Origin of the sequence: Mesorhizobium wenxiniae (assembly GCF_002284535.1) — a bacterium.
In the GTDB taxonomy this organism is placed as follows: domain Bacteria; phylum Pseudomonadota; class Alphaproteobacteria; order Rhizobiales; family Rhizobiaceae; genus Mesorhizobium; species Mesorhizobium wenxiniae.
Genome location: NZ_NPKH01000020.1, coordinates 724,428 through 748,821, shown reverse-complemented (window position 1 = coordinate 748,821; position 24,394 = coordinate 724,428). Strand labels below are relative to the sequence as shown.

Below are 24,394 nucleotides of genomic sequence, written 5' to 3'. Positions count from 1 at the left end.
TTCTGTCGAAGCCGCTGCCGCTGCAAAGGATGGAATATGTCCAGGACCAAGACCGCTGAAAACGTCGAATTCCCGAGCTTCGACGCTTCCAAGGCCACCGACCAGATCCGCGCTTTCGCCGAAAAGGGCGTCGAGCAGTCGAAAGAGGCCTATGCCAAGCTGAAGACCGGCGCCGAAGAGACCCAGAAGGCTCTGGAGTCGACCTTTGAGACCGCCAAGACCGTTTCCAACGACCTGTCGCTCAAGACCATCGCCGCTCTGCGCGCCAATACCGAAGCCGGCTTTTCGCATTTCGAAGCGCTGATCGGCGCCAAGTCGCTGTCGGAAGTCGTCGAGCTTCAGACCGCATTCCTGCGCCAGCGCGTCGAGATGACCGTCGAGCACGCAAAGGATTTCCAGGCCGTCGCCTCCAAGGCGGCCGAGGACGTCTCCAAGCCGATCAAGTCCGCCTTCGAGAAGGCGATGAGCGAAATTAAGGCCGCCTAATATTTGCGCATATTTCGAAGATGCAACAAAAGGTCGCATTTCTTCGAACAGGATTATGTGAGATATAGTGGTCAAGCGAATACCCGGCGGGTGGAACCTCCTCCCTCTGCTCTCCGGGGTGACCAGCCAGCACCTCCTCCCGCTGGCTCGTAACAGGAAAAGGCCGGCACCTCCTCCCGCCGGCCTTTTTCTTTGCCCGGCGAAATATGAGGTCGATGCCAAAGCGCTCTTCGCCTACAGCGTCGCCGTTCTCTCGGACGCGCAAAGGACGCTGTAGGAACCTTGGTAGAACCTTGGATTTTGCGCATCCTCCTTTCGAAAATCGATTCTGATTTTCGGGTCATGTGCGCCCAAAAGCCTTGAATTAAGCTCCGATAGCCCGTATGGACGCATCGCCGAACGACAGAGCGGGTCGGGAGAATGAACGTTCCATCTCGCTCCCGCTCAGGCAAACGTGCCGTTGTAGCTCAGATGGTTAGAGCGCCGGATTGTGGATCCGGAGGTCGCTGGTTCGATCCCAGCCAACGGTACCAGAATTTTCCAAGTAAATTCAAAGCTTTATGCAAACGCAAATGTGTGCGTCTGAGGATTTCATGTCGCGTCATGTTGTAACTGCCGTTGGTTTCCAACGGTTTCCGGCGACTACCGCCAGGTCCATGCGACACGGACGCAACATGGGACTGGCAAAGAGGGAACCGCTGGGATTCGAGCTGTTGCTTGAAGCCTTTGATGGGGAAAGCGCGTCGTCGTTGTGACATCGGCCGAAGTACTCCGCCACGTACTTCGTTTGCATGTTTCGATTTCATTAGCTTGAGCGCATGTATTAGCTAGCCAGGCGACCACTCCCCCCAACGCGCGCTGGTCAGGCCCAGCGGCCTCTAGCTGCCAGTCCCCCCACGCAACCAAGCCGCTGGGCCGCCCCCCACCAGAGCAAAGCGCGTTGTCTCGCATACTAGCAACCTCCGGAACTGCCTGGCGCTATGCCGCGTTAATCTTCTAAATTGGGAGATAACCGTGCAAAAAAAGACTATCGAACGAACAGAGCCGACTATGCGATTGCAGCGAAGCATGGCCGAGCGACCGCTGAAGGCGATCGCGATGAGTTGCCGGCGAGAAAGAAGAAATCCCTGTTGGTAACGGATCGGCGATCCGCCAAATTGGCCGCTAATCCGACGGAAAGCGCGCCAGACCCGAAAGCCAAAACGCGCGGTTAAGCGAGTCCGGCGTCGGCCGCTGTTGATCCCGACTGGACGCCTTCGACCGCAAACGACCGCTGATGGAACAGCGCGCCTGTGTTGCTATGCGGCGTTTGCCGCGGCCAGCTATTTTGTACCGCTGCCCCTTTCCCCAGGGCAGAATGAGACCATTGGATACTTGAGTCCGGCCCCCGATGACGCCAGACGCTCTCGACAACAGACCAGCAGCGACTGCCGTGGAACCTTTCGAAGCCGCATGGCTTTGTCCCTTCTTCATGGAAGGAGACGCGAAATGAGCCTTGACATAGGAAAAGTCGCCATAGCCTTGCTTGGCCTGCTTGCCTACAAGAATAGGGACAAGATCGGCGAGTTAATCGCTGGTAGGAACTCGACAGATCCCAAAAGCACTGGCTCCCCCGGCGGTCTTGGCGATATCCTGGACCGTCTCAGGAATGCGGGTGCGGGCGATCAGGTTGATTCTTGGGTCGGTACAGGATCAAATCGTCCCGTTCAGCGTGACCAAGTTGAGAAAGCCATCGACCCGCAAACATTGAGCGATCTCGCGGAGCAAACCGGATTGTCCCGCGACGAACTTATCGACCGGCTCACAAGAGAACTGCCCGACGCGGTGGACAAGCTTACTCCCGACGGCCAGATGCCTGTGAGCAACAGTCCAAATCTCCTCGACGAGATACCAGGAGCTGGTCGCACTTAGCGCCAGGCCGAAAATGAAAGCCCGCGACCTCCCGGAGGGCGCGGCCTGATCGGGCGATCCGATCGCACAGCATCGGTCTGCGAGAGCATGCTGCAAAGTCCAAACCATCGTGTAAAGCCTTGGTTCCAAACAAAAAAGCCCGCCACACTTCTCGGCACGGCGGGCGTCAATCTGAAGAGTTCGTGTCAGTCGTAGACCTTCACGATCTTGCGGGTAGACGGGTCGACCAGGACGGTTCGGCCATCGACGACTACGTAGCGGTACTGAACGTCCGGCACCTCGTAAAGCTCCACTGTATCGGGCAGAGCTGTGCCGATGTTGAGCTCCACGCCGAGAAGGCTGACGGATGCCATCGGTTTCTTTTTCACGTATTCCCGGATCACAGTGTCCTGCTCGGGTTGAATGACGACGACGTCCTGGGCGGCGGCGGCGCTCACACCGACGAGCAGAAGGACTCCTGCCGCGGCCGAGGAAAATTGCTTTCTCATATTACCTCCAACCAAACTCCGCTACGGCGCTTCATTGCTGCCGCGACGGGTTCGCTTAGCTTGAACGGTGCGGAGCCATTCTTGTTCCACTGGCAGTGAGCGAATCCGTTTACACAAACGCGCGCCCGCTCAAGGCGGCAAGCCATCCTGACTGGTACTTCGGGAACGATTGTCGAGACAGAGCGGGCAGGCATCGAAGTCCATAGGCGATTTTCCCGCAGGGAGGCTACCGTCGCGGTGCTGATCGCCAGACAGGCCGAAATGCGAATCTCGATCGGCATGTTGAAGCTGCTTGCCGACCACTATCGGACACTGTGGACGGGCAGGGCGCGCGTCGCAACATGATGGCAAAAAAGCCAAATATAATCATTGGCTCGGATTGTGGGTCCGGAGATCGCTGGTTCGATCCCAGCCAACGGTGCCATCGGTTTATTTGCACTGAATTTGTTAGGCGGCCGCGCTGCCTATATGTCAGCCGCAATCGTCGCCTGCAACCATTGCGTGATGGCATCGAAAGCGATCGGTTTGGTTGTGTCGACGTCAAACAGCGGTCCGCGCCGCAGCGGCTCGGCGCACTTGGCCAGTTCGATCAGTTCGGGAATATAGGCTGCGCCGGGATGGCCGGCCGGACGCTGGTCGAGCCGTGCGCGATAGCGCTCGGCAAGAACCTCGCCGGGAGCATGACACCAGATCTCGGCGGTCTGCTCGACACCAGCCCTTCGCAGGTGATCCTCGAGCACCTGGCGCGGCTGAAAGCCGAACCATGCATCGACAACAAATACGGTGCTCGCCGGAGCCTCGCCGACCACCGACCAGATGGCCTGGTAACTGGCGCGGCCGAGCGTGCGGTTGAATTCGCGATCGCCGCCGCCGAGCACTTCGAGGAACGGGTTTTTGATGGTATCGAGCGCGAGCAATGGCCAGCCCATGCGCTCGGCGATGCCGCGCGAGACCGTGCTTTTGCCGCTGGCGGGGATGCCGTTGACGAGCACGGCGCGCTGGCCGGGCACGACAAGCCGGCCGGGGTCGAGCCGGGCAGATGGCAAGGACACGGTCGCGACTGCCGCCTTCGTCGCGAGCGCTTGCAGACCGGCGCCGATGACGCCGGCGTCGTCGCCCAGTTGCGCCGGTTCCACCGGGCATTGGTACCAGGGAGCCAGGGCAGGAGCCCTGGCAAGCGCCCGATGGGCCGCCAGGCCAAGTCCGCCGCCGAGCAGGACAAGGTCAGGGGCGAACATGGCAACCGTCGTATCGATTGCCGCACGCAGCGGGCCGGCCCAGGCTTCCAGTATGCCGCGCGCCAAGGGATCGCCGCCCGCATCCCGGGCAAAAAGCTGATCGAGCGAAACATCCCGACCGAGGCCTGCCCGCGCGATGTGACGGCCAAGCGCTGTGCCTGAGCTGGTGGTTTCAACGCAGCCGCGCCGGCCGCAGACGCACGCTTCGCCTGATATGTCGACCGTGATATGGCCGAGCTGCCCCGCCGTCCCCTTGCCGCGGACGATCCGCCGGTCCTGGACCACGGCGCCGCCAATGCCGGTCCCGATCGTGAACATGGCGATGCTTTCATGGCCTCTGGCGGCGCCGAGAGCCATTTCCGCGACCAGTGCCATGTTGCAATCATTGTCGATCACCACCGGCTTGCCCGCCAGACTTTCCAGTCGTTGCGCCAAGGAGATCGAGGCAAGGTTGACATAGCCTCCGGACAAGACCGCGCCAAGCCGCGCATCGACGCGTCCGGGGACGCCGATGCCGATGGCGGCAACTTCGGGGGAATCAAGCCGGCGCACCATTTCGGCGATCCGCGAGAGCACGAGCTCCGGGTCCGGCGCGCTTTTCTCAGAAATGCGGTCGAGGATTTCGCCCGTGCCGGAAATACGGGCGGCGCGCAGATTGGTGCCGCCGATATCGATTCCTATAGCCATCGAACTAGAGCCTGTTCCATTTCGACTAATTCGAAATGGGGCTCTATCTCTTTGTTTGACCATGATCTTCTCCGAAAACCGGTCCCCACTTTTCGGATCATGGTCAGAGGCATGACGTCCTGTCATGGACTAAGCGGCTTTCTGCCGGTAGTTTCCGATCACCGCCTGAAGCTCGCGCAATCTCGACACTGCGATGGTCTTAAGCCTTTCCCGCTGAATGTCACGGTCAAGCGAGATGCAGTCCTTCCACAGCGACCGGCCGGCGATCACGCCTGACGCGCCGTTCCTCATCGCGATCTCGACCTGGCCCAGGAATGTTGCGTGGTTGACGCCGGCGGAGAGGACCGCCCATGGCACCTCGCCAGCCATGCTGCTGATCCTGGCGCAGGCTTCCGGCGTTCCGGAATAAGGAAGCTTGAGCACCTTTGCCCCGCATTCCAGCGAAATCCGGGTGCCCTCTTCGACGAGCCAGGGGATTTTGGCCGTATAGTCTTCAAGGCTTTCCCCTTGGAGCTGATAGGTCAGGAACTCGACGACGAGCAGGAGGTCCTCTTGCGCGAAGTCGGCGATGCATTGGCGCAGAATAGCGACATTGTGCTCATTCGCCTCAGGCCTGTCGGCCCTGAGATAGACCATGATTTTGCCGCCGGTGCCGCCGAGCTCGCGGACGCGGCGTGCGCCGATGCCGGGAGCGAGGCGCGACAGGCGGTAACCGGCGGGCGAGACGTCGAAGCCCGAGGCATCGAGGCCGATGAGCAGAGCCGTATCGCGGTTCAGCACCCCTTCATCGACAACCCGCGGCACCGCGCAGAGCGGGTCGAGCAGCACGCAGGACGCCTGGCTGGCGAGGTATCGCGTGATGTCCGACTTGGTGTCGCCGAGCATGTCGTTGGTGATCTTGGCCTGTTCTGCAGGGTCCGCCGCAAGCAAGGTTCGCATGCCGCCGCGCTGGTCACAGGCGATGGCCATGATGGCCCCGTCTTGGCCGCATATCTGCTGGTACCCGCGCAACTCTGCGGTCGTCATCTTTGTCATGGGTCTTTCCGATGTTGGCGCCCATTCACCAGGGCGCAAATCCGTGGAACAAGAAAGGTTTGGTTCTTACCTGCCTGTCGGCAGGAGAATTTGCCGCTTTGATGCACTATCGACCCGAGAAAATTTGACCTTGGCCCGCAATTTGCCTTGGAGACGAGCCCACGTTGCGAGTCAGCCGAATTTGCGCGATAACTGCCATCGGTCGAGGTCTGTAACACATTGCTGAAAGGAATTGCAAGTTGGCTGTCCCTCCCGCACAAGATGCAGCCGCATCGCGGACGATGCTACATACGGTCGCCAAACTGCACTATGAGGCTGAGATGTCGCAGGTCGATATCGCGCGGCGGCTTGGTGTCTCCACCGCGACCATATCGCGTCTCCTGCAGCGGGCGAGAGCAGAGGGCATCGTGCGGATCGAGGTTCTCGATCATGCAACGCCCGAGGGCATCACCACGCAACTGGTCGAGGCACTCCAACTTCGCGACGCGGCGGTCATCGAAACGCCGGCGGCCGGTACGCTGACGGCCCTCGCTGCGCCGCTCGGCGCCTTGCTCAAGCAAGCGGAACTGACGGCCGGCTCGGTGGTCGCCATTGGCTGGGGGCGAGCCATTCGCGAGGTGATTCAGGCAGGCCTGCCGCGCATTCCCGGCGTTCTTACCGTCGCTGCCACCGGCGGCATGCAGCAGCAGGCGCCGCATTTTCAGATCAACGAGTTTGTCCGGCTCGCCGCCGAAGAGTTCGGCGGGACGCCGCATTTCATTCATGCGCCCTATCTGCCGTCCTCCGAATTGCGTGAGGTCTTCCTCGGCGATGCGGCCATCCGCGACAGCGTCGCGCTTTGGGACCGGACCGACGTTGCGATCGTCGGCATCGGCCTGCCCCATGCCATCAATCCGCCCGAAGCGAGTGCGGCCACGCTGAGCGAACAGGCCCTGTTTCATGCGGCTGGAGACGTTATCCGTCATTACTTCGACGCCGAAGGCACGCTCATCCCGTGGGAGGGGGAGGGCCGGATGATCGCAATGTCGCCGGCCCAGCTTCGAGCCGTCCCCCTGTCGATCGGCGTTGCCGCCTCGCCGGAGAAGGCGATGGCCATCATCGGTGCCGTCCGCGCCGGGCTTATCAACGCGCTGGTTACGGACACGAAGACGGCCCAGGCCATCCTCGAGGCTCTCTTGCCCCGATAATGGTGGGCACGCCGATGGGTGACATCGGCACAGCGGATCGATCCCAGACTGATCGACACCAAACCCGGATAGCGAACCCGCCTCCGCGGAATCATCGCCGCGAAATCATCAGTTGTGTCGTCAAAGCGTTGGGGCAATAGTCTGCGGGAGGGGCTCTGCGGAGCAGACTGATGGTGCCCGGTTTGAAAGCGTTTCGATCCCGGAAATACCTTGTTGCAATTTCTTTCAGCAAAGTGTTACAACCTTGCGGCTAGGCACGCATGCGCGTCGAGCGGCGCTGTTCCCTGCATCTTGCGGAGGCCAGGAATGGGACTGCGCATCAGGCCGGTCGGTTTCGACTGGCTGATCTAACGACTGGGGGGGCGCTCGGGAGGAAAGCTGCCCATAACAGCAAGCAGGCGAAACCCGTCTCTCGCCGCCAGCACTTCACATAGCCGGAACGAATTGACAGCCATTTCAATGTCGATCGCAACGGCAAATCTGCCCACACCATGAGGAGGATGTTATGAAGAGGATTGTTGCCGCCTTGGCGGCTCTCGCCATCTGCGCAACGGCGCTGATCACGCCCGCTTTGGCGCAGGAGAAGAAGTTCACCGTTGCGCTCATTCCGGGTCTCACCACCGACGGCTTTTACATTACCATGCGCAAGGGAGCCCAGGCGGCAGCCGATGCTCTTGGTGTGACCCTGGTTTTCCAGGGTGCCCCGGATTTCAATCCGGTCACGCAAGTCCCCGTGCTTGACGCGGTTATCGCCAAGAAGCCCGACGCGATCCTGATCGCGCCGACCGACAAGGTGCAATTGGTCGAGCCGCTGCGCAAGGCCGACGATGCCGGCATTCCGGTGATCACTGTGGACACTTTCATCGGCAGCGGCGTCTACCAGACCGGCGCCGGCGAGGCGGATTTCCCACTGTCCTATATTGCCTCGGACAACATTCTGGGCGGCGAGATCGCCGCGCGGGCATTGGCCAAGGCCATAGGCGACAAGGGCAAGGTTTACGTTTCGAACGTCAAGCCCGGCATTTCGACCACCGTCCAGCGTGAGGAGGGCTTCAAGAAGGAGATGGCGGCCAACCATCCCGGCATCACCGTGCTCGAGACCCAGTTCAACGACAACGACGCCAACAAGGCCGCCTCGCAACTGCAGGCTGTGTTCGCGCGCAATCCCGATCTCGTTGGCGTGTTCGGCGCAAATCTGTTCTCGGCGCTCGGCGCGGCCAATGGCGTCCAGCAGGTCGGGCAGACCGGCACCGTCAAGGTCGTGGCGTTCGACGCGCCGACCAGCATTGTCGACAACATCAACACTGGCCTTGTCGACGTAGCGATTGCTCAGCATCCCGCGGAAATCGGCTATTTCGGCGTCGTGTCGGCCTATGCCCATCTGACCGGCCAGTCGATCCCGGTTGCGATCGGCACCGGCTTTACGATCATGGACAAGGCCAATATCGCCGACCCCAACATCTCGAAGTACCTCTATTCCGAATAAGTCCAGCCCGTCTCCTTCCGGCCTGCCGGAAGGAGACCTGCGCCGGGTCTCTTTGGCCCTGTTTGACGGAGGCCGCGCTGCGGATCGGAACCATTCATGACTTCAACATCACCAACCGAAACGCATGTCGCTCCTCAGGCGGATCACGGTGACCCGGCCAGGAGCTGGCTCGCACGCATCGCCGAGGGACGCGCCTGGCTGTTCCTCGCCGGCCTGATCATCTGTTTCGAGGTTTGGTCGAGGCTCTCCTTCGGCGCGACCTTCGTGCTCAACCCGTTCAACGTGCAGTCAATTGCGATATTTGCCGTGGCGCCGTTGCTGCTGGCGACCGGGCAGACCTTCGTCATCATTTCGGGAGGCATCGACCTCTCGCTGGGCTTCATCATGGGTCTCGCGGCCGTCGTCGCGGCCCACGCCACGAATATGGCTGGCGTCGCCATGCCGGTGCCTCTGGCCATGATGTTGGGCATTCTGGCGGCCGTGCTTGTCGCCGGCGTGCCTGGCCTAATCAACGGCTTGCTGATCTCGCGCCTCAGAATTCCACCCTTCATCGGCACGCTTGGCATGTTCGGCGTGGCGCGCGGCGCTGCGTTCCTACTGGCCGGCGGCACGACAGTGCCGGTCCAGAATTCCTGGTTCGCGCTGCTTGGCAACGGCAGGCTCTACGGTGTGCCCTATCTCGTCATCATCGCGGCCGTTTTCGTCGTCGTGATGCACTACATCCTGAGCCAGACCCGGTTCGGCCAGCACAACTACGCTATCGGCGCCAATGTGCAGGCGGCGCGTCGCGCCGGTATCGACATCAGGGGCCACATCCTGCGCCTGTACGTGCTTTCGGCGATGTGCGCCGGCCTCGGGGGCGCGCTCTATGCAGCGCGCTTCACCGCTGGCGCCGCCCAGGCCGGCGAACCCTTGCTGCTCGACAGCGTCGCAGCCGTGGTGATCGGCGGCGCCAGCCTGTTCGGTGGCTCCGGCACCATCTTCGGGACGGTTGCCGGCGCCTTGGTGATCGCGGTCATTCAATACGGGCTGGTTTTCGTCAATGTCGAGCCGTTCTGGCAGTTCATCGCCGTCGGCCTCGTCATCATTATCTCCGTCCTAATCGACCAGGCGCAGCGCCGGTTCAGTGGAGCTCGCCAGGATGAATAGTTCCGAACAAACCACCCCTCTTCTCGAAGTCCGACACCTTTCCAAGCATTTCGGTGCGGTGCAGGCGCTGAATGATTTCTCCATGGCCGTGCGGCCGGGTGAAGTGGTGGCGCTGGCGGGCGACAACGGCGCCGGCAAGACGACGCTGATCAAGGCGATATCGGGCGTCTTTCAGCCGACCGGCGGTGAAATTCTGCTGAGAGGGCAGCCGGTCACGTTCGCGACGCCTCAGGAGGCGCGCGAAAAAGGCATCGAGACCATTTACCAGGATCTCGCTCTCGCCGACAATTTGTCCATTGGCGCCAATATTTTTCTCGGCCGTGAACCGATGCGCAAGGCCTTCGGTTTCCTGCCGGTGCTCGATCGCAAGGCCATGGCCGTCGCCGCCAAGCAGACCATGGGACGGCTGGACTTCCATGTCAGCCGGCTCGACGCCCCGGTCAGCAATTTCTCCGGCGGTCAACGGCAGGCTGTAGCCATCGGCCGGGCCGTCTATTGGGACGCGCAGATCCTGATCATGGACGAACCGACCGCGGCCCTCGGCGTACCGGAGCAGCGCAAGGTCATTTCGCTCATCCACCAACTCAAGGCACAAGGGCGGGGCGTGATCTTCATCTCGCACAATCTGCAGGATATTTTCGCCGTTTCCGACCGCATCGTCGTGCTGCGCCGCGGCGTTCAGGCTGGCGAGCGCAAGATCTCGGAAACCAACCATGACGAAGTCGTCAAGCTCATGGTTGGCGGATAAGCCGAACTTTTCGATTATTTGAAACAGCTCACTTGCCGAGGAAATCAGCCTCCCGGGCCGCCAGCCGGCAACTCTTTGGCGAGAAGCGACCCGCGGCAAGATCGCCGGCATAGGCTATCGCGCCTAGCTGCTCAGCACCTCGAAGCGCTCGGTCGATTCCCGGTGAAGTATGCCCGCACCCGATGATGATAATACGCCATCCAGATGCGCTCGGCGCAGCGGAAACAAGCAGGATGGCGAGCAGAGTCGACATTGCCTGAGGATGTCACTATATAGCGGCGGCTTTGGCCGCGTGCCCTAGGAGCGCGCAGCGAATGGCGCCGCAAACGTGCCACGTATTGTGACACCTATTGTCATACAAATTGACTGGAATACCAGAAAAAAGCAAGTAGAAACAATGGTGCGATCCGGGACATGATCCCGGCCAACGGTGCCAGTCTCCTCAAGGAAATAGAATCGCCTTAACAATTAGAATGTGCTCCTTGAACCTTCGATTCACGTCAGCTCTGTGGAGGTTGGGCAAGATCGGCTTGCCGGACGGCGACGACTCGGTTGGAATGGGATCGTGCATCTTTTCGGGGATACCGGCGTTTATGAGTACCAACCGGCGCAGCCGCCAGGGAACAGCAGCATGAGCGAACACGCGATCGAGTTCTTGCAAGGGTGGATCGGCGAAAAGGTCCACTGCCAGCCCTCGCTGGACAGGATCGAGGAGCAGGCCGAGACCCTCGCCAGGGAATGCGCCGCCAAGGCGGCTGAAGCCGGCATACCGCTGGAGGATATCCAGGAAGAGGTCGGCGACATTCAGGAGCTTATAGCGTCGAAGCTGGAAGAGGCGGCTGAGGCCGACCAGGACGAAAAGAACTCGGACAAGCCTGCCGAGTGACATGCCGACCCGGCGAAAGGCATCTATTACCAGGCTCAACCATTTCCAAGACCTGTGCGACGTGTGACACGCCACAGTCCTACTTTCCCTGGCTTGCCCCGAAGTTGCCCTTGAGCCATGCCTTCGGCACCGCCGGCACGAAATTGCCGTCGCGCCCGGTCATGTCGTCATTGGCGACCAGCGCATTGAGGATCGCCTCCTCCACGCTCTCGATCACGGCGTCGAAGAACGGATCGATGTCGGTATCCGGGATAAAATCGGCGCTGGCGATGCGGCCTGACGGCGCCAGTGCCGCCTCGCGGTTGGCGGTCGAAAAGGCCAGGAAAATATCGCCCGAGCTATGATAGCCGAAGCCGCCGGTCATGGCGACGCCGAGCGGCGCCCGGCGGGCCAGCCGCTTCATCTGATGCGGCATGAACGGCGCATCGGTGGCGACGATCCCGATGATTGAGCCCTTTTCGGCGCGCGGCGTGCTTTCGCGGATAGCCGGTTCCACGAGATCGGGCCCGGCACGCAAGCCGCGAATGACAAAATTGCTCCGCTTGCCGAAATTCGCCTGCACGAACGCGCCGACCGTGTAGCGCCGGCCGTGCCATTCGACGAGGCGCGATGCCGTGCCGGAGCCTGCCTTGAAACCGAAGGCGATCATGCCGGTGCCGCCGCCGACGCTGCCTTCCTCGATCGATGCTCTGGTCGCGCCATCGAGTGCCGCGGCGACATGCTTGAACCTGAGATGGTGGCCGTTGATGTCGTTCAGGAAACCGTCATAGGTTTCCGCCGCCACCGGCAGGCCCCAGCCGCTGTCGAGCGCGGCCGGCAGCACGCGCTGCATCCAGCGCAGCGTTGCGTCGCGTGAAACGCCGCAGGAATGCGTGTTGGTGATGGTGATCGGAAAATTGAAGGCACCGGTTTCCTCGATGATGTGCGAGCCGGTCAATTCGCCATTGCCGTTCTGGCTGAAGATGCCGGCAAAAACCGGCGTGGCGAGATCGGCGCGCGGTCTCGGCAGGATAGCGGTCACGCCGGTGCGCACCGGTCCCTTGCCGACCACCAGCGCACCATCGCCCAAAATCAGCGTCGAATAACCGACCGCAACGCCAGCCACATCGGTGATGGCGTTGAACGGCCCAGGCGTGCCTTCAAAACTTATGCCGAAGGCTCGCGCGCGTGGCCTGCCGGAAGGCGTCGTCTGGTGATGATTGTCGGTCATGCGGGCTCAGAAATCATAGGCACTCAGAAATCATTGCCACTCAGAACAGGGAGCCTTGATTGCCACGCTCCTTGGCTTTGGCGGCCGGCTTAGCAGTTGTTTTCGGCCGCGCGGCACCGCTGGTCGCAACCGCATCGGCGGTCCCGTCGGCAAACTCCAGCGAAAGTGCCATACCCGGCACCACTTCCGCCGCTTGCTTGATCACCGCGCCGTCGGCGTCTTTCACCAAGGCGAAGCCACGCGCCAACACCGCCTTGTGCGACAGCGTCGCCAGCAGCCGGTCGGCCTGGGTCAATTTCCCGCGCAAGCGCTCGAGCCGTACGGAAATCACCCGGTCCTGTCGCCGCGACAGCGCCGCCAGGCCATCTGCCTGCAATTTCTGCCGCCTTGCGATCGGCGCCGGCGACAGCCGCGCCGCGGTGCGCGAAAACCGCGTTCGCCGCTCGCGCACGATGGCGAAGAACGCCGCTTGCGCGCGGGCGAGGTCGCGGCCGGCCAGCGTGCGGGCCTCGTTCATGCGTCGCGACAGGGTGGCCGGCGTCAGCCGCTGCGCCTGAAGCCTAGCTCGCTTGCGCTGGACGCTGACGGACAGCGCCCGGCCCAGCCGGCTGGTCGCCTCGTCGAAACGCCGGCGCGGCAGCGCCAGCAACTGGTCGGGCGAGGGCAGCGCCCGGGCAGCGGCACGGACCGCCTGGCGCTTGCGCTCGAAATTGCGCGATGCAGCGGTCTTCAGCCGCGCGCCAAGACCGGCAAGCGTCGCTTCGAGGTCGACTTTGACCGGCACGGCGATCTCAGCAGCCCCCGTCGGTGTCGGCGCCCGCACATCCGCCGCCAGGTCGATCAGCGTCCAGTCCGTTTCATGGCCGACAGCGGAGATCACCGGAATGCGCGAGGCGGCGACGGCGCGGGCCAGCCCCTCGTCATTGAACCCCCAAAGGTCCTCCAGGCTGCCGCCGCCGCGCGCCACGATTAACACGTCGGGGTGCGGAATAATGCCATCCTGCGCCAGTGCGTTGAAGCCGTTGACGGCGGCGGTCACTTCGGCGCCTGCCGTCTCGCCCTGCACCCGCACCGGCCAGACAAGCACGTGCAGCGGAAACCGGTCCTTGATCCGGTGGATGATGTCGCGAATGACGGAGCCTGTCGGCGAAGTGACGACGCCGATGACGCGCGGCATGAATGGCAGCAAGCGCTTGCGGCCGGCATCGAACAGGCCTTCGGCCTGCAGCCGGCGCTTGCGCTCGTCCAGCAGCGCCATCAGCGCTCCGGCGCCGGCCGGCTCCAGATTGTCGATGACGATCTGGTAGTTGGACTTTCCAGGATAGGTGGTGAGCCGGCCGGTGGCGATCACCTCCATGCCCTCTTCGGGGCGGAACTTCAGCCGGCTCATCGTGGTCTTCCAGACCACGGCGTCGAGCCGTGCGCGGTCGTCCTTCAGGCAGAAATAGGCGTGGCCGGAGGAATGCGGCCCGCGATAGCCTGATATTTCGCCGCGCACCCGCACATTACCGAAGACGTCCTCGACCGTGCGCTTCAGCGCGCCGGAAATCTCGCTCACCGTGTATTCGGTGGCGTTGGTGCGTGATTCGGATACTGCGTCGCTCATTGGCCGATTGGGGGGCGGTTGTCCGTCCGCGTCAAGACGGGTGTGTCCGGTGCCGGCCAATTGCGGGGTTTTTCACCAGCCCGGCGAGATCTGGTTCGGCTTGGTCCGCTTCGTCTTAGAGAAGGCAAATGCCGGGAAGTCGAAGCTTCCCGTATCTTCGCCGAGCGGCACGGAAATATTGTCGAGGCTTTCCGAAATGTGGCGGGCCAGCGCATCGACGATCTCCGGCCGCGACGTCTGGCCACGCATGATGCCGATGCGGCAATCGGGCAGGGCGCCGAACCCGTCGGCGTCGCCCAGAACCCGCATGCCGGGCCGCAGCGCGCATTCCGGCAGCACCGAGATCGCCAGGCCGGAAAGCACCGCGGCGGTGATGACGGTTGCCGAGAAGCTGGTGAACAGGATGCGGTAGTCGCGGTTCTGCCGATCGAGCACGTCGACGGCAGCCCGCCGCCAGATGCAGTTCGGGCGGCCGAAAGCCATCGGCAACGTGTCCTGCTCATGTGTCGCATGGTTGGCCGAAGTGACCCACAGCAGCGGTTCGCGCCGCACCACTTCCGACTGACCGTGCGCGTCATTATGCGTCACCAGCGCCAGATCGAGATTGCCGCGCTTGATATGCTCGACCAGCCCCGGCGTCGGCTCGCAGATGACGGTCAGCTCGACACGTGGATTGGAACGGGCGAAGCGGGCCATGATCTCGGGCAGGAAGCGATCGGCATAGTCGTCCGGCGTGCCGATGCGGATCGTGCCTTCGAGCCGCCGGTCGTCGAAGGCGGCCAGCGTTTCCCGATTGAGGAACAGCAGCCGTCTTGCGTAGGAGAGCAGCCTGTCGCCGTCCTCGGTAAGCCTGTTGGTACGCCCGTCCTTTTCGAACAGCGGCTTGCCGATCCGCTCCTCCAGCCGGCGCATCTGCATGGACACCGCCGACTGAGTCCGATGCACCTCTTCTGCCGCGCGGGTAAAGCTGCCGGTGTCGACAATCGTGACGAAGGTCTGCAACTGATCGAGATCGAGTGGCGCTTTCATCGGTCCAATCCATCACTGCTGTTGATGCTAAAGATTAGAAACATTCGTTGGATTAATCAATCGAACGATGGCAAATTTACGATTGTCCACATCAAGGCAATGCATGTCACCTAAAAGCGGTTTTAGGACGACGACATGCATCTTGTAAGTGAATCGGGACCGGAACGGCCGCTGTTGCCAGCGCCGATCACCTGTCTCGTCCGTTCGAATGAAGGAGACTGACATGGCTACGTTTGATTTCGCCACCGAGACTTCGCGCATTACGTCGCGTCCGGCTATTGCGACGCGCGTAGTCAACACCATCTCCAACGTCTATCGCGCCTGGAAAAACCGCCGCGCCTTCTATCGCCTTGGCGAGATGTCGGATTCCGAGCTCGCCGACATCGGCTTGACGCGCGCCGATCTCCACGTCGCCATCGAGGTGCCGTTCGGCCGCGATCCAACCGAGAGGCTTCGCATCATCGCGGCCGATCGCACAGACACGATAGAGGGTATTGCCCGCAAGGTGGCATGATGGCGTTGTTGCGTGCCTTTCGCGTGCTGTGCGCGTCTAAAGGGCGCACGGCGCTTGGATTTCGCAGGCTCCCACTCCCTGCCGGTCCCCCGCCGGCCCGCCTGCACACTGCCCGGTTCTCACAAGGACCGGGCATTTTCTTTGATCAACGCTGAAGATCAGATGCCGGCAGCCTCGTCGGGTTACCGGCGATCCATTCCTCGCTTGAACTGGTCGAAGATCGATTCGACGCCCTTCAGGTAATCGTCGCGCTGCTGCGCGCCCGTCTCGAACATCTTGCCGAACAAATCGTCGAACGGATTCCTTGGCCTGCCGCTCGGATTGGCCGGCGGCTGTGGCGCCGGGCGCTGCTGGGGCGCCTGACGCGGCTGCGTCTGAGGCTGCTGCGGCTGGTGCGCACCACCGCCGAACATATCCTGCAGCACCTTGCCGAGCGGATTGTCACCATACGGGTTCTGCGTTTGTTGGGGCTGCGGCTGGCTTTGCGGCTGTTGCGCACCGCCGCCGAACATATCCTGCAGCAACTTGCCGAGCGGATTGTCGCCGTAGGAACTGGGCGCCTGCTGCGGCTGGGTTTGCGGCTGCTGCTGCGCGCCGCCGCCGAACATGTCCTGCAGCACCTTGCCGAGTGGGTTGTCCATCGGGCCGGGCGCCTGGCGCTGCTGTGGTGCCGGCGCTTGCGCGGCTCCGCCGGCCTGCCGCATCATCTGCTCGATAATCTCGCCGAGCGGATTGCTGCCGCCGCCGAATCCGCCTGCTGCTTGCATCTGATTTGTGGTCTGCTTGAACAGTCCGCCCATCATCATCGAGGCCACGGCCGGCAGCATCTGCTGCAAAACCTGCTGGCTGACACCGCTTGCCTGCGCAGCCTGGCTGGCAACGGCGCGGGACAGCTCTTTCGAGCCGAACAGATGGCCAAGAATGCCGTTGCCTTCATCGACGCCCTGCGGCGAGAAAGCCCGGCTTGCGTCCTCGAAATATTTGGCGTGCTGGCCGCTGGCCATTGCCGTCATGAACGCGCCGAGCCCGTAAGGATCGGATGTGTTTCGCTTCAGCCCCTGTGAAAAAGCCGGCAGCAGCGCCTCGACCGCCGATAGCGTTTGCTGCTGGGACAGCCCGAACTGTTGGGCCAGGACCTGCATGCCGTTGCCGTTCTGAGCCTGCGCCAGAATGTCGAACAAGGAAGGCATTGGTTTCTCCTCCGGGAAAATCCTCGCAGTAAAGCCTACCGCATCGGCCCGAAAATCGGAATCGATTTTCGGAAAGCACGATGCGGTAGCTTAAAGAGAGTCAGGGCGTCCTTTGCGCGTCCACAGGGCGCGCGGCGCTCTAATTCGTTTCCATTACTAACTGAGGCGACTGTTCCTGAGCTGTCGGCCAACCGGATAGCAACGGCTAGTACGCATATTCCATGAACACCGGCTCGATCGAGCCGCCCCAGCGCGTATGAAAGGCGGAGAGCAGCTCTTCGGCGCTTGTCGTGCCACGCGCGACCACTTCGTCCAGCGTGCTGAGGAACGACGTTTCATCATAGCCGTCGCGGTTCTTGCGGCCGCGGTTCTTCAGCCCCATGCGCGAGATGACCAGCACGTCGCGGGCGATCTCGCGCAGTGTCGTGTTGCGGAACGGCGCCGAAATGCCCTGTTCCGGCACGGCGTTGCGCATAGCCAGCACCTCTTCATAGCTCCAGCTCGAGGTCAGCGCCTCGGCCGCGTCGAGCGCCGCCGCGTCATAGAGCAGCCCGACCCAGAAGGCCGGCAGCGCGCAGATGCGCCGCCACGGTCCGCCATCGGCGCCGCGCATTTCAAGGAAACGCTTCAATCGCACGTCGGGGAACAGCGTCGACAGATGGTTCGCCCAATCGCCCATCGTCGGCAGCCCGTCGGGTATCTCGTTGCGGGCCGCACCTGCCATGAACTGGCGGAAGGTGACGTGTGTCATGTCGTGGTACTGGCCGTCGCGGATGACGAAATACATCGGCACGTCGAGCGCCCATCCGACATAGTCGGCGAAGCCGAAATCGGGCGAGAAGCAGAATTCGAGCAGGCCCGAGCGCTGGTTGTCGGTGTCGCGCCAGATGTCGCCGCGCCAGCTCTGAAATCCGTTGGGCCGGCCTTCGGTGAAGGGCGAGTTGGCGAACAGCGCCGTCGACAGTGGCTGCAGCTTCAGCGACACCTGCATCTTGCGGCGCATGTCGGCCTCGCTCTCGAAGTCGAGATTCACCTGGATGGTGCAGGTGCGGTACATCATGTCGAGTCCTTTGGTGCCGACCTTGGGCATGTAGCGCGTCATGATCTCGTAACGCGATTTCGGCATTTTCGGTGTCTCGGCCAGTGACCATTTCGGGCTGCCGCCGAGGCCGAGGAAGCGTATGCCCATCGGCTCGGCGATCTCGCGCACCTGCGCCAGATGCGCATTGCCTTCGCGGCAGGTCTGATGGATCGTCTCCAGCGGCGCGCCGGACAGTTCGAACTGGCCGCCGGGCTCCAGCGAGATCGCGCCCTGGCCGGTCGGCTCGACCAGCCCGATGATGCGGCCGGCATCCATGATCGGATCCCAGCCGAGTTTTTCCTGCATGCCCTCGAGAATGGCGCGGATGCCGTGCTCGCCGCCATAGGGCACCGGCGCATTGCCGTCGACATAGAACGGGAATTTCTCGTGTTCGGTGCCGATGCGCCATTTGTCGCGCGGCTTGTTGCCTTCAGCCAGATGCTCGACAAGCTCGTCGACGCCTTCGATCGGCCGGAAATCGGTTGTGTCGCGCGCCATTACAAGTCCTCTGCAGGCGGTCGGACGACCGCCGGCGCTAGATGGACGAAATGTCAGTAGGCGATCAAGCGAAAAATCCTGAGCCACAGGGTAACTGGAATTGATTGACGCTGCTTCTTCCTTCTCCCGCAAGGGCCCCGCTGGGGAGAAGGGGAGAATCTTCACCAGTCCCCGACCGTCGCCTGTATCACCGCCAGTGCCGCCACCGCAGCCGTGTCGGCGCGCAGGATGCGCGGACCGAGCGGAATGGCGGTTACGAAAGGCAGCACCCGCAGCATCCTTCGTTCCTCGTCGGAAAACCCGCCCTCGGGCCCGACCAGCAGCCCGAACTTCTTCTCCCGCACCGCTTGCAGCGCGGGCAGGGGATTGTTGGTCGAGGCATCCTCGTCGCAGAAGATCAACCGCCGCTCCTTGCCCCAGCCGGCCAGCAGGCGCTCGAACTTTTCCGCTTCGCGCACCTCCGGAACCGCCAGGATGCCGCATTGTTCGGCGGCCTCGACGACATTGGCGCGCAGGCGTTCGATGCCGGGCTTCGCCACTTGCGTGTGCTGGGTGATGACCGGCTGCAGGACGCCGGCGCCCATCTCGACCGCCTTCTGCACCAGATAATCGAGCCGACCCTGCTTCAATGGCGCAAAGCAGTAGATGAGATTGGGCAGCGGCGGCTGCGGCCGCTGCAAGGCAAGCACCTTCAGCCGCACCGCCTTTTTGGATTTCGCGGCGATTGCCGCCGACCATTCGCCGTCTCGGCCGTTGAACAACAGGATTTCGGCGCCTTCGCAGAGCCGCAGCACATGCATCAGGTAATGACCCTGCTGCGGGCTCGCCTCGAACTCGGCTTCCGGTCCGAGGTCGTTCGGCACGAACAGCCGCTGCATCTTGTAATTGGCGCGCATCGCCGAGGAATGGGCGAGCCAAACCTTGGCGTCAAGTCTCAGCCGAGGGATGCCAGACCGGTTCGTAGCCTTGCCGCAGCACGGAAACGGTGGTTGCCGGCGTGAGCAGGCGGATTGGACGGACGGCAAAACCACCGAACCCCACCGGATCGCCATAGCCTGCGGACGACCAGTGCAGCGCCTTGCGGCCGCGCATCGCATAGGCGTTGCCCCCTTCCGCAATCATGGCGCCGTCCGGCAACCCGGCAAGCTCTTCCTCGGATACGACCGGTGCCCGCCCACCTGCCGCCAGCCGCTCCTTATGCAGCCGCTTATCAACCTGCGGTGCGCGCGGCTCGGCAATGCCGTAGGCCACGCCGAACCGCTGGACGAAGTCGCTCGCCCGCTCGCGCCGGCAGAAGAAGCAAGGCCGATGCCCGGCCGAGAGCGCTGTGACCTCGTCCAGGAAAAACAGCTCGGTCCAGCCGGTCTTGCCACCGTTCCTGTTTCGGCCCATCGGCTCGCGCCGTACATCGCGGAATTCACAGACGCAGATGATCCAGGCCTGCAGTGCCCAGCGCTTTTTCAGCAGCGTCTTCGTTTCGGGGTCATGGATGATACCGCGATTGCCCATCAACAGGCCACGCTCCGGCACGGCGCGGAGAACGCCGAACGGGTCTACGCGGTTCTGCAGTGGCATAGCTTTCTCCCCGAATACGCATCTTGGCCGAAATGACGGCGGCATGATATCGCTCGACGCATCATTTTCATGTCAGCAGGTTTTTCAATGCGGGTGCTGGTGGTCCAGAATTTCGACAGTGAGGGCCTTGGCCAGATCGGCGCAGCGCTAGTCGAGGCGGGCGCCGATATCGACCTGCGCCGGCCCTATTGTGGCGAGATGCTGCCGCAGGACAGCGATGCGCACGACGCCATGGTCGTGCTCGGCGGCGCCCAGAATGCGCTGGACGACGAGATTTGCCCGTATTTCCCTGAACTGCTCGACCTGACGCGCGATTTTGCGAACAAGGATCGCGCCGTGCTCGGTATCTGCCTTGGCAGCCAACTGGTCGCGCGCGCCTTCGGCGGCGAGAACCGGATCGGCGGCGCCTCGGAATTCGGCTGGCACAAGGTCTCTCTCACTCCGGCGGCGAAGGCCGATCCGGTCCTCGCCGCGCTGCCTGAAAATTTCCCCATTTTCGAATGGCACGACGACACTTTTGCCTTGCCTGAAGGTGCCGTGCGGCTCGCCGGCAACGAAGTCGCCGAGAACCAGGCGTTTCGCATGGGCCGCGCCGTCTATGGCTTTCAGTTCCATTTCGAGGCGGACCGGCCGATGGTCCGCGACTGGAGCTCATCCTTCGCATCGCTCATTGCCGAACGGCACCCGGACTGGAGCACTCGGCTCGACGACGAAATGGCCCATCACGGACCGGATGCCGATGCCGCCGGGCTGGCCATTGCCCGCGCCTGGGTGGCGACGATCTGACGGCTGTCGGTCCCGACGTTGCATATTTGGCACGTTGGCAAAAATCCGCTGTGGACAGCTTGTTTCGTCCTAGGCTTGTGGCCGCCCGCCACCCTAGAAGGCACGCGCGCTGCATCTTCCGTGCAACGCGATGAACCCTTTGTCTCACTCGCGCGACACATCGCCGATACAGAAACTGCCTAGAAGCGCGAAATCGTCGAAATTTCGAGACGTATTTCCGTTTCAACCCATTGGTAACCCGCCTCGTGCACAGATGAAGAGAGCTCAACAAGAGATGACGTCCGTGAAAGCAGCGCTTCTGTCCTTTGTCATGTTGTCGGCCATAGTGTTGTGCGGCTTCGGCACTTATGCCGGCGACGCAGCCAACAACCACAACGCCGTCGATGGCTACGGCGTCACCGCCGCGCTCCGCTAAAGCACAGACTTGAAGCGCGACGCGCTTTAGGCCCTCTCACCTGACACCACCAGGATACGCTTGTCCGCGCCGTCGACGACGAGCGCGCTGAGGTTTCCCGTCTGGTAGGCAAGCGTGTCGATATTGACGCGGTTGACCATCACCTCCGCCTCCGGAACCGGCGTGTGGCCATGCACCACGATCTTCGGATGCAGGCCCGAATGATTGTGGAAGACATCGCGGATCCAGATCAGGTCCTGCGTGCTCTGACTTTCCAGCGCAATGCCTGGCCGGATGCCGGCATGGCAAAAGAAGAAGTCGCCAAACGTCAGTGAAAACGCTAGCGACTGCAGGAAGTCGACATGGCTTTTCGGCACGGCCTCGACCAGCGCCGCATGGCCTTGCCGCAGTGCCGCCTCGGACCTGCCAAACCACGCACCGCCGCCTTCATTGAGCACCACGCCATAGGACTGCGCGGTCTGGATGCCGCCATAGCGCATGAAAAGCCCGTCCGCATCGGGTGCATCGAGGAAGTCGAGGAAGCCGATGTCGTGGTTGCCGGCGAGCATCAGGTGGCGCGGGTCGCGTTTTCGCACTTCGATCAGGAAATCGATGACGCCCTTGGAGTCCGGGCCGCGGTCCACATAGTCGCCGAGATGGATGACACGCCAGTCGGCCGGCCGCGCCTGGCGGATCTCGGCCGCAATCCGGCGGTACATGGCGACGAGCAGGTCGAGCCGGCCATGCACGTCGCCGACCGCATAGATGCGCATGCCTTCCGGTCCGCGCGCGTCGAGAAAGTGGATGCCGGGGGCAATCAATGCGTCCATCTCCGTGATCATGCCGTCACGGGAGTCTAACGCCGAAGCTGATCCTTGCCCATGTCGGTTACCAGACGCTTTCCGCACAGTGCCAGCGTTATGTCCATCTCCTTGCGGATGATTTCCAAGGCTTTGGTGACCCCATCCTTGCCGAGCGCGCCAAGGCCGTAAAGGAAAGGCCGGCCGATATAGGTGCCCTTGGCGCCAAGACACAGCGCCTTTAGCACGTCCTGGCCCGAGCGGATGCCGCCATCCATATGCACCTCGATCGTGTCACCGACAGCGTCGGCGATCTCTTCCAGCACCTCGATCGACGACGGCGCACCGTCGAGCTGGCGCCCGCCATGATTGGAGACGATGATCGCGTCGGCGCCGGTCTTGGCCGCCATCAGCGCGTCTTCCTTGTCGAGGATGCCTTTCAGGATCAGCTTGCCGCCCCAGCGTTCCTTGATCCAGGCAACGTCCTTCCACGACAGATGCGGATCGAATTGCTCCGTCGTCCATGAGGACAGCGAGGTGAGGTCGCCGACGCCCTTGGCGTGGCCGACGATGTTGCGGAAAGTCCGGCGCTGGGTACCGGCCATGCCGATGCACCAGCCCGGCCTGGTCGCCATCTGCCAGATGTGTTTCGGCGTGAAGCGCGGCGGCGCCGACAGCCCGTTGCGGATATCCTTATGGCGCTGGCCGAGGATCTGCAGATCGAGCGTCAGCACCAGCGCCGAGCATTTCGCCGCCTTCGCCCTGTCGATGAGATTGAGGACGAAATCCTTATCGCGAAGCACATAGAGCTGGAACCAGAACGGCTTCTTGGTCACTGATGCGACATCCTCGATCGAGCAGATGCTCATCGTCGAAAGCGTGAACGGCACGCCGAATTCCTCCGCCGCCTGCGCCGCCAGCATCTCGCCGTCGGGGTGCTGCATGCCGGTCATACCGGTCGGCGCCAGCGCCACCGGCATCGCCACCTTTTCGCCGATCATGGTCGATTCCAGCGAGCGGTTGCTCATGTCGACCAGCACGCGCTGGCGGAACTTGATCTTTTGGAAATCCTCCTCGTTGGCGCGGTAGGTGCTTTCGGTCCATCCACCTGAATCGGCATAGTCGAAGAACATCTTCGGCACGCGGCGGCGCGCCAGGTCCTTGAGATCGGCGATGGTGAGGATCATGCTCATGGGTTTTCCGCTGGTTGTTCGCTAATTCGTCGTTGATTTTCTTGGCCGGCGCTCAGAGGCTGTTTGGAAAGTCGCTCCGGCGAGTCATATGGTGGGGGTTTCGAGAACCGGAGCGGAGCGGACATTTGGGGTCCGTGAGCCCGCGCATGACCCCAATTGGAAAGATTTTCGGAAAGGATCATGCGCAAAATCAAAAGTGCTACAGCGTCCTTTGCGCGTCCAAAGGACGCGCGGCGCTGTAGGTAAGCGCAGAAAACGCCATCAGATGGCCGCCGCGGTAGAGTTTCCAAACAGTCTCTCACGAGCGTTTTCTTGCCGGCTCGCTGTCGCCGGCCTCTGAGCGCTGAATCAGCCTCAGCCGCGACACACGCTGCCAGTCGCCGCTGCGCTCGGCCTCGGCCATGGTGCGTTCGACATGGGTGATGTGGTCCATCGCCGCCTGCCGTGCGGCCGCCGGATCGCCGGCCTTGACCGCCGCGTAGATCGCCCGGTGCTGCGAAAGCAGCGCTTCGCGCGCGCCGGGCACGTTGAACACCAAGAGCCGGTTCTGGAAGACGCCCTCCGACAGCAGTCGGTAGCACGAGCGCAGCGTGTGCAGGAGGATGATGTTGTGCGCGCATTCGCAGATTGCGTGGTGGAACTCGACGTCGATTTCCGCCTCGTCGTCGAAATTGCCGGTCCGGTGCGCCTCGTCCATGCGCGCCATGATGCGGTCGAGCAACGCCAGATCGTCCGATGTTGCGCGCCGCGCCGCGTACTCGGCCGCCACCGCTTCGATCTCGCGGCGGTATTCCAGATAGTCGGTCGCCGCCTTGCGGTGCATGGAGATCAGGTCCGTCACCGGCTTGGTGAACAGCTGCCCGATGACGTCGGCGACATGGGTGCCGCCGCCGGGCCGCGTCGTCAAAAGCCCTCGCCCCTCCAGCGCCTTCAGCGCATCGCGCAGGATCGGCCGCGACACCTCGAACTGCCGTGCCAGCTCGCGCTCGCCCGGCAGCCTGTCGCCGGTGCGCAGAACGCCTTCGAGGATCAGGCTCTCGATCTGCTGCACCACCTCGTCGGCGGTGCGGGGATGCTCGATCCGGGAGAAAATATCGCTCAACGGGGATGGCCTGGGGATTGAACCGGTGTCGCGCAGGATAAAGCCAGTGTCGCCAACTGGTCAAATTATTTATCCAATTCGTCGGTTTGGCCGGGTCCTACGTCGTCGCGGCACA

Annotated in this window: 23 protein-coding genes and 1 tRNA gene; 11 read left to right on the top strand and 13 right to left on the bottom strand. The window is 62.5% G+C overall.

Annotation, left to right across the window (positions count from 1 at the left end; all coding sequences use genetic code 11):
• Positions 1 to 36 precede the first annotated feature (36 nt).
• The 3 genes from CIT31_RS13905 to CIT31_RS13880 all read left to right on the top strand — a co-directional run bounded on the left by CIT31_RS13905 (position 37) and on the right by CIT31_RS13880 (position 2,397).
• Positions 37 to 486: a phasin gene (locus CIT31_RS13905; protein ID WP_095519026.1), complete on the top strand. Its 450-nt coding sequence runs from the start codon at positions 37 to 39 to the stop codon at positions 484 to 486.
• A 456-nt stretch (positions 487 to 942) separates the two neighbouring features.
• Positions 943 to 1,019 (top strand) — tRNA-His (locus CIT31_RS13895).
• 955 nt (positions 1,020 to 1,974) lie between these two features.
• Positions 1,975 to 2,397 carry a YidB family protein gene (locus tag CIT31_RS13880; protein WP_095519022.1) on the top strand — a complete coding sequence of 141 codons (423 nt, stop codon included), beginning with the start codon at positions 1,975 to 1,977 and terminating at the stop codon, positions 2,395 to 2,397.
• 185 nt (positions 2,398 to 2,582) lie between these two features.
• Here CIT31_RS13880 and CIT31_RS13875 read toward each other — a convergent pair whose 3' ends face one another.
• The 3 genes from CIT31_RS13875 to CIT31_RS13865 form a co-directional block, all read right to left on the bottom strand.
• Positions 2,583 to 2,885 carry a DUF1236 domain-containing protein gene (locus CIT31_RS13875; protein WP_095519021.1) on the bottom strand — a complete coding sequence of 101 codons (303 nt, stop codon included), beginning with the start codon at positions 2,883 to 2,885 and terminating at the stop codon, positions 2,583 to 2,585.
• 464 nt (positions 2,886 to 3,349) lie between these two features.
• Complete coding sequence (locus CIT31_RS13870) at positions 3,350 to 4,810, bottom strand: ROK family protein (RefSeq protein ID WP_095519020.1); 1,461 nt, start codon at positions 4,808 to 4,810, stop codon at positions 3,350 to 3,352.
• Positions 4,811 to 4,939: 129 nt separating this feature from the next.
• The gene (locus CIT31_RS13865) at positions 4,940 to 5,845 is read right to left on the bottom strand and encodes a tagatose-bisphosphate aldolase (protein WP_095519019.1); all 906 of its coding nucleotides are present in this window, start codon (positions 5,843 to 5,845) and stop codon (positions 4,940 to 4,942) included.
• A 281-nt stretch (positions 5,846 to 6,126) separates the two neighbouring features.
• Here CIT31_RS13865 and CIT31_RS13860 point away from each other — a divergent pair, with 281 nt between their 5' ends.
• The 5 genes from CIT31_RS13860 (at position 6,127) to CIT31_RS13840 (ending at position 11,301) form a co-directional block, all read left to right on the top strand.
• Positions 6,127 to 7,032, top strand: a complete 906-nt coding sequence (locus tag CIT31_RS13860) for a sugar-binding transcriptional regulator (protein WP_095519018.1) — start codon at positions 6,127 to 6,129, stop codon at positions 7,030 to 7,032.
• Positions 7,033 to 7,537: 505 nt separating this feature from the next.
• Positions 7,538 to 8,518 (top strand): ABC transporter substrate-binding protein, encoded by a 981-nt coding sequence (locus CIT31_RS13855; protein WP_095519017.1) that lies wholly within the window; start codon positions 7,538 to 7,540, stop codon positions 8,516 to 8,518.
• Positions 8,519 to 8,614: 96 nt separating this feature from the next.
• On the top strand, positions 8,615 to 9,667 hold the full coding sequence (locus CIT31_RS13850) for an ABC transporter permease subunit (RefSeq protein WP_095519016.1): 1,053 nt from the start codon (positions 8,615 to 8,617) through the stop codon (positions 9,665 to 9,667).
• The gene (locus CIT31_RS13845; protein ID WP_095519375.1) at positions 9,660 to 10,415 is read left to right on the top strand and encodes an ATP-binding cassette domain-containing protein; all 756 of its coding nucleotides are present in this window, start codon (positions 9,660 to 9,662) and stop codon (positions 10,413 to 10,415) included. Before CIT31_RS13850 ends, CIT31_RS13845 begins: the two co-directional genes overlap by 8 nt.
• A 631-nt stretch (positions 10,416 to 11,046) precedes the next feature.
• The gene (locus CIT31_RS13840; protein WP_095519374.1) at positions 11,047 to 11,301 is read left to right on the top strand and encodes a DUF768 domain-containing protein; all 255 of its coding nucleotides are present in this window, start codon (positions 11,047 to 11,049) and stop codon (positions 11,299 to 11,301) included.
• Between the two features lie 79 nt (positions 11,302 to 11,380).
• Here CIT31_RS13840 and CIT31_RS13835 read toward each other — a convergent pair whose 3' ends face one another.
• The 3 genes from CIT31_RS13835 to CIT31_RS13825 all read right to left on the bottom strand — a co-directional run bounded on the left by CIT31_RS13835 (position 11,381) and on the right by CIT31_RS13825 (position 15,146).
• Positions 11,381 to 12,511, bottom strand: a complete 1,131-nt coding sequence (locus tag CIT31_RS13835) for a DmpA family aminopeptidase (RefSeq protein WP_095519015.1) — start codon at positions 12,509 to 12,511, stop codon at positions 11,381 to 11,383.
• 40 nt (positions 12,512 to 12,551) lie between these two features.
• A complete protein-coding gene (xseA, locus tag CIT31_RS13830; protein ID WP_029348400.1) occupies positions 12,552 to 14,117 on the bottom strand; it encodes an exodeoxyribonuclease VII large subunit in 1,566 nt (521 codons plus the stop codon).
• Positions 14,118 to 14,189: 72 nt separating this feature from the next.
• Positions 14,190 to 15,146: a LysR substrate-binding domain-containing protein gene (locus tag CIT31_RS13825; RefSeq protein WP_095519014.1), complete on the bottom strand. Its 957-nt coding sequence runs from the start codon at positions 15,144 to 15,146 to the stop codon at positions 14,190 to 14,192.
• A 223-nt stretch (positions 15,147 to 15,369) separates the two neighbouring features.
• On the opposite strand from CIT31_RS13825, the gene CIT31_RS13820 reads away from it, so the two are divergent.
• Positions 15,370 to 15,660, top strand: coding sequence for a DUF1127 domain-containing protein (locus CIT31_RS13820; protein WP_029348395.1), 291 nt, complete (start codon positions 15,370 to 15,372; stop codon positions 15,658 to 15,660).
• Between the two features lie 182 nt (positions 15,661 to 15,842).
• Here the strand turns inward: CIT31_RS13820 and CIT31_RS13815 are convergent, their stop codons facing one another.
• The 4 genes from CIT31_RS13815 to CIT31_RS13800 all read right to left on the bottom strand — a co-directional run bounded on the left by CIT31_RS13815 (position 15,843) and on the right by CIT31_RS13800 (position 20,004).
• Complete coding sequence (locus CIT31_RS13815; RefSeq protein WP_095519013.1) at positions 15,843 to 16,850, bottom strand: DUF937 domain-containing protein; 1,008 nt, start codon at positions 16,848 to 16,850, stop codon at positions 15,843 to 15,845.
• Positions 16,851 to 17,055: 205 nt separating this feature from the next.
• Entirely contained in the window at positions 17,056 to 18,429 is a 1,374-nt protein-coding gene (locus tag CIT31_RS13810) for a glutamate--cysteine ligase (RefSeq protein WP_095519012.1), read from the bottom strand.
• 161 nt (positions 18,430 to 18,590) lie between these two features.
• Positions 18,591 to 19,325 carry a 16S rRNA (uracil(1498)-N(3))-methyltransferase gene (locus tag CIT31_RS13805; RefSeq protein ID WP_095519011.1) on the bottom strand — a complete coding sequence of 245 codons (735 nt, stop codon included), beginning with the start codon at positions 19,323 to 19,325 and terminating at the stop codon, positions 18,591 to 18,593.
• A gap of 31 nt (positions 19,326 to 19,356) precedes the next feature.
• Positions 19,357 to 20,004, bottom strand: a complete 648-nt coding sequence (locus tag CIT31_RS13800; RefSeq protein WP_095519010.1) for a hypothetical protein — start codon at positions 20,002 to 20,004, stop codon at positions 19,357 to 19,359.
• Between the two features lie 87 nt (positions 20,005 to 20,091).
• Here CIT31_RS13800 and CIT31_RS13795 point away from each other — a divergent pair, with 87 nt between their 5' ends.
• Complete coding sequence (locus CIT31_RS13795; RefSeq protein ID WP_029348387.1) at positions 20,092 to 20,790, top strand: type 1 glutamine amidotransferase; 699 nt, start codon at positions 20,092 to 20,094, stop codon at positions 20,788 to 20,790.
• Positions 20,791 to 21,073: 283 nt separating this feature from the next.
• Positions 21,074 to 21,205: a hypothetical protein gene (locus tag CIT31_RS35740; protein ID WP_258124092.1), complete on the top strand. Its 132-nt coding sequence runs from the start codon at positions 21,074 to 21,076 to the stop codon at positions 21,203 to 21,205.
• Between the two features lie 26 nt (positions 21,206 to 21,231).
• On the opposite strand, the gene CIT31_RS13785 is transcribed toward CIT31_RS35740, so the two are convergent.
• From CIT31_RS13785 to CIT31_RS13775, 3 genes are all read right to left on the bottom strand, one after another.
• Positions 21,232 to 22,005: a metallophosphoesterase gene (locus CIT31_RS13785; RefSeq protein ID WP_095519373.1), complete on the bottom strand. Its 774-nt coding sequence runs from the start codon at positions 22,003 to 22,005 to the stop codon at positions 21,232 to 21,234.
• Positions 22,006 to 22,040: 35 nt separating this feature from the next.
• Positions 22,041 to 23,177: an alpha-hydroxy acid oxidase gene (locus CIT31_RS13780; protein WP_029348384.1), complete on the bottom strand. Its 1,137-nt coding sequence runs from the start codon at positions 23,175 to 23,177 to the stop codon at positions 22,041 to 22,043.
• 298 nt (positions 23,178 to 23,475) lie between these two features.
• Complete coding sequence (locus CIT31_RS13775) at positions 23,476 to 24,279, bottom strand: FadR/GntR family transcriptional regulator (RefSeq protein WP_029348383.1); 804 nt, start codon at positions 24,277 to 24,279, stop codon at positions 23,476 to 23,478.
• Positions 24,280 to 24,394: the final 115 nt, after the last annotated feature.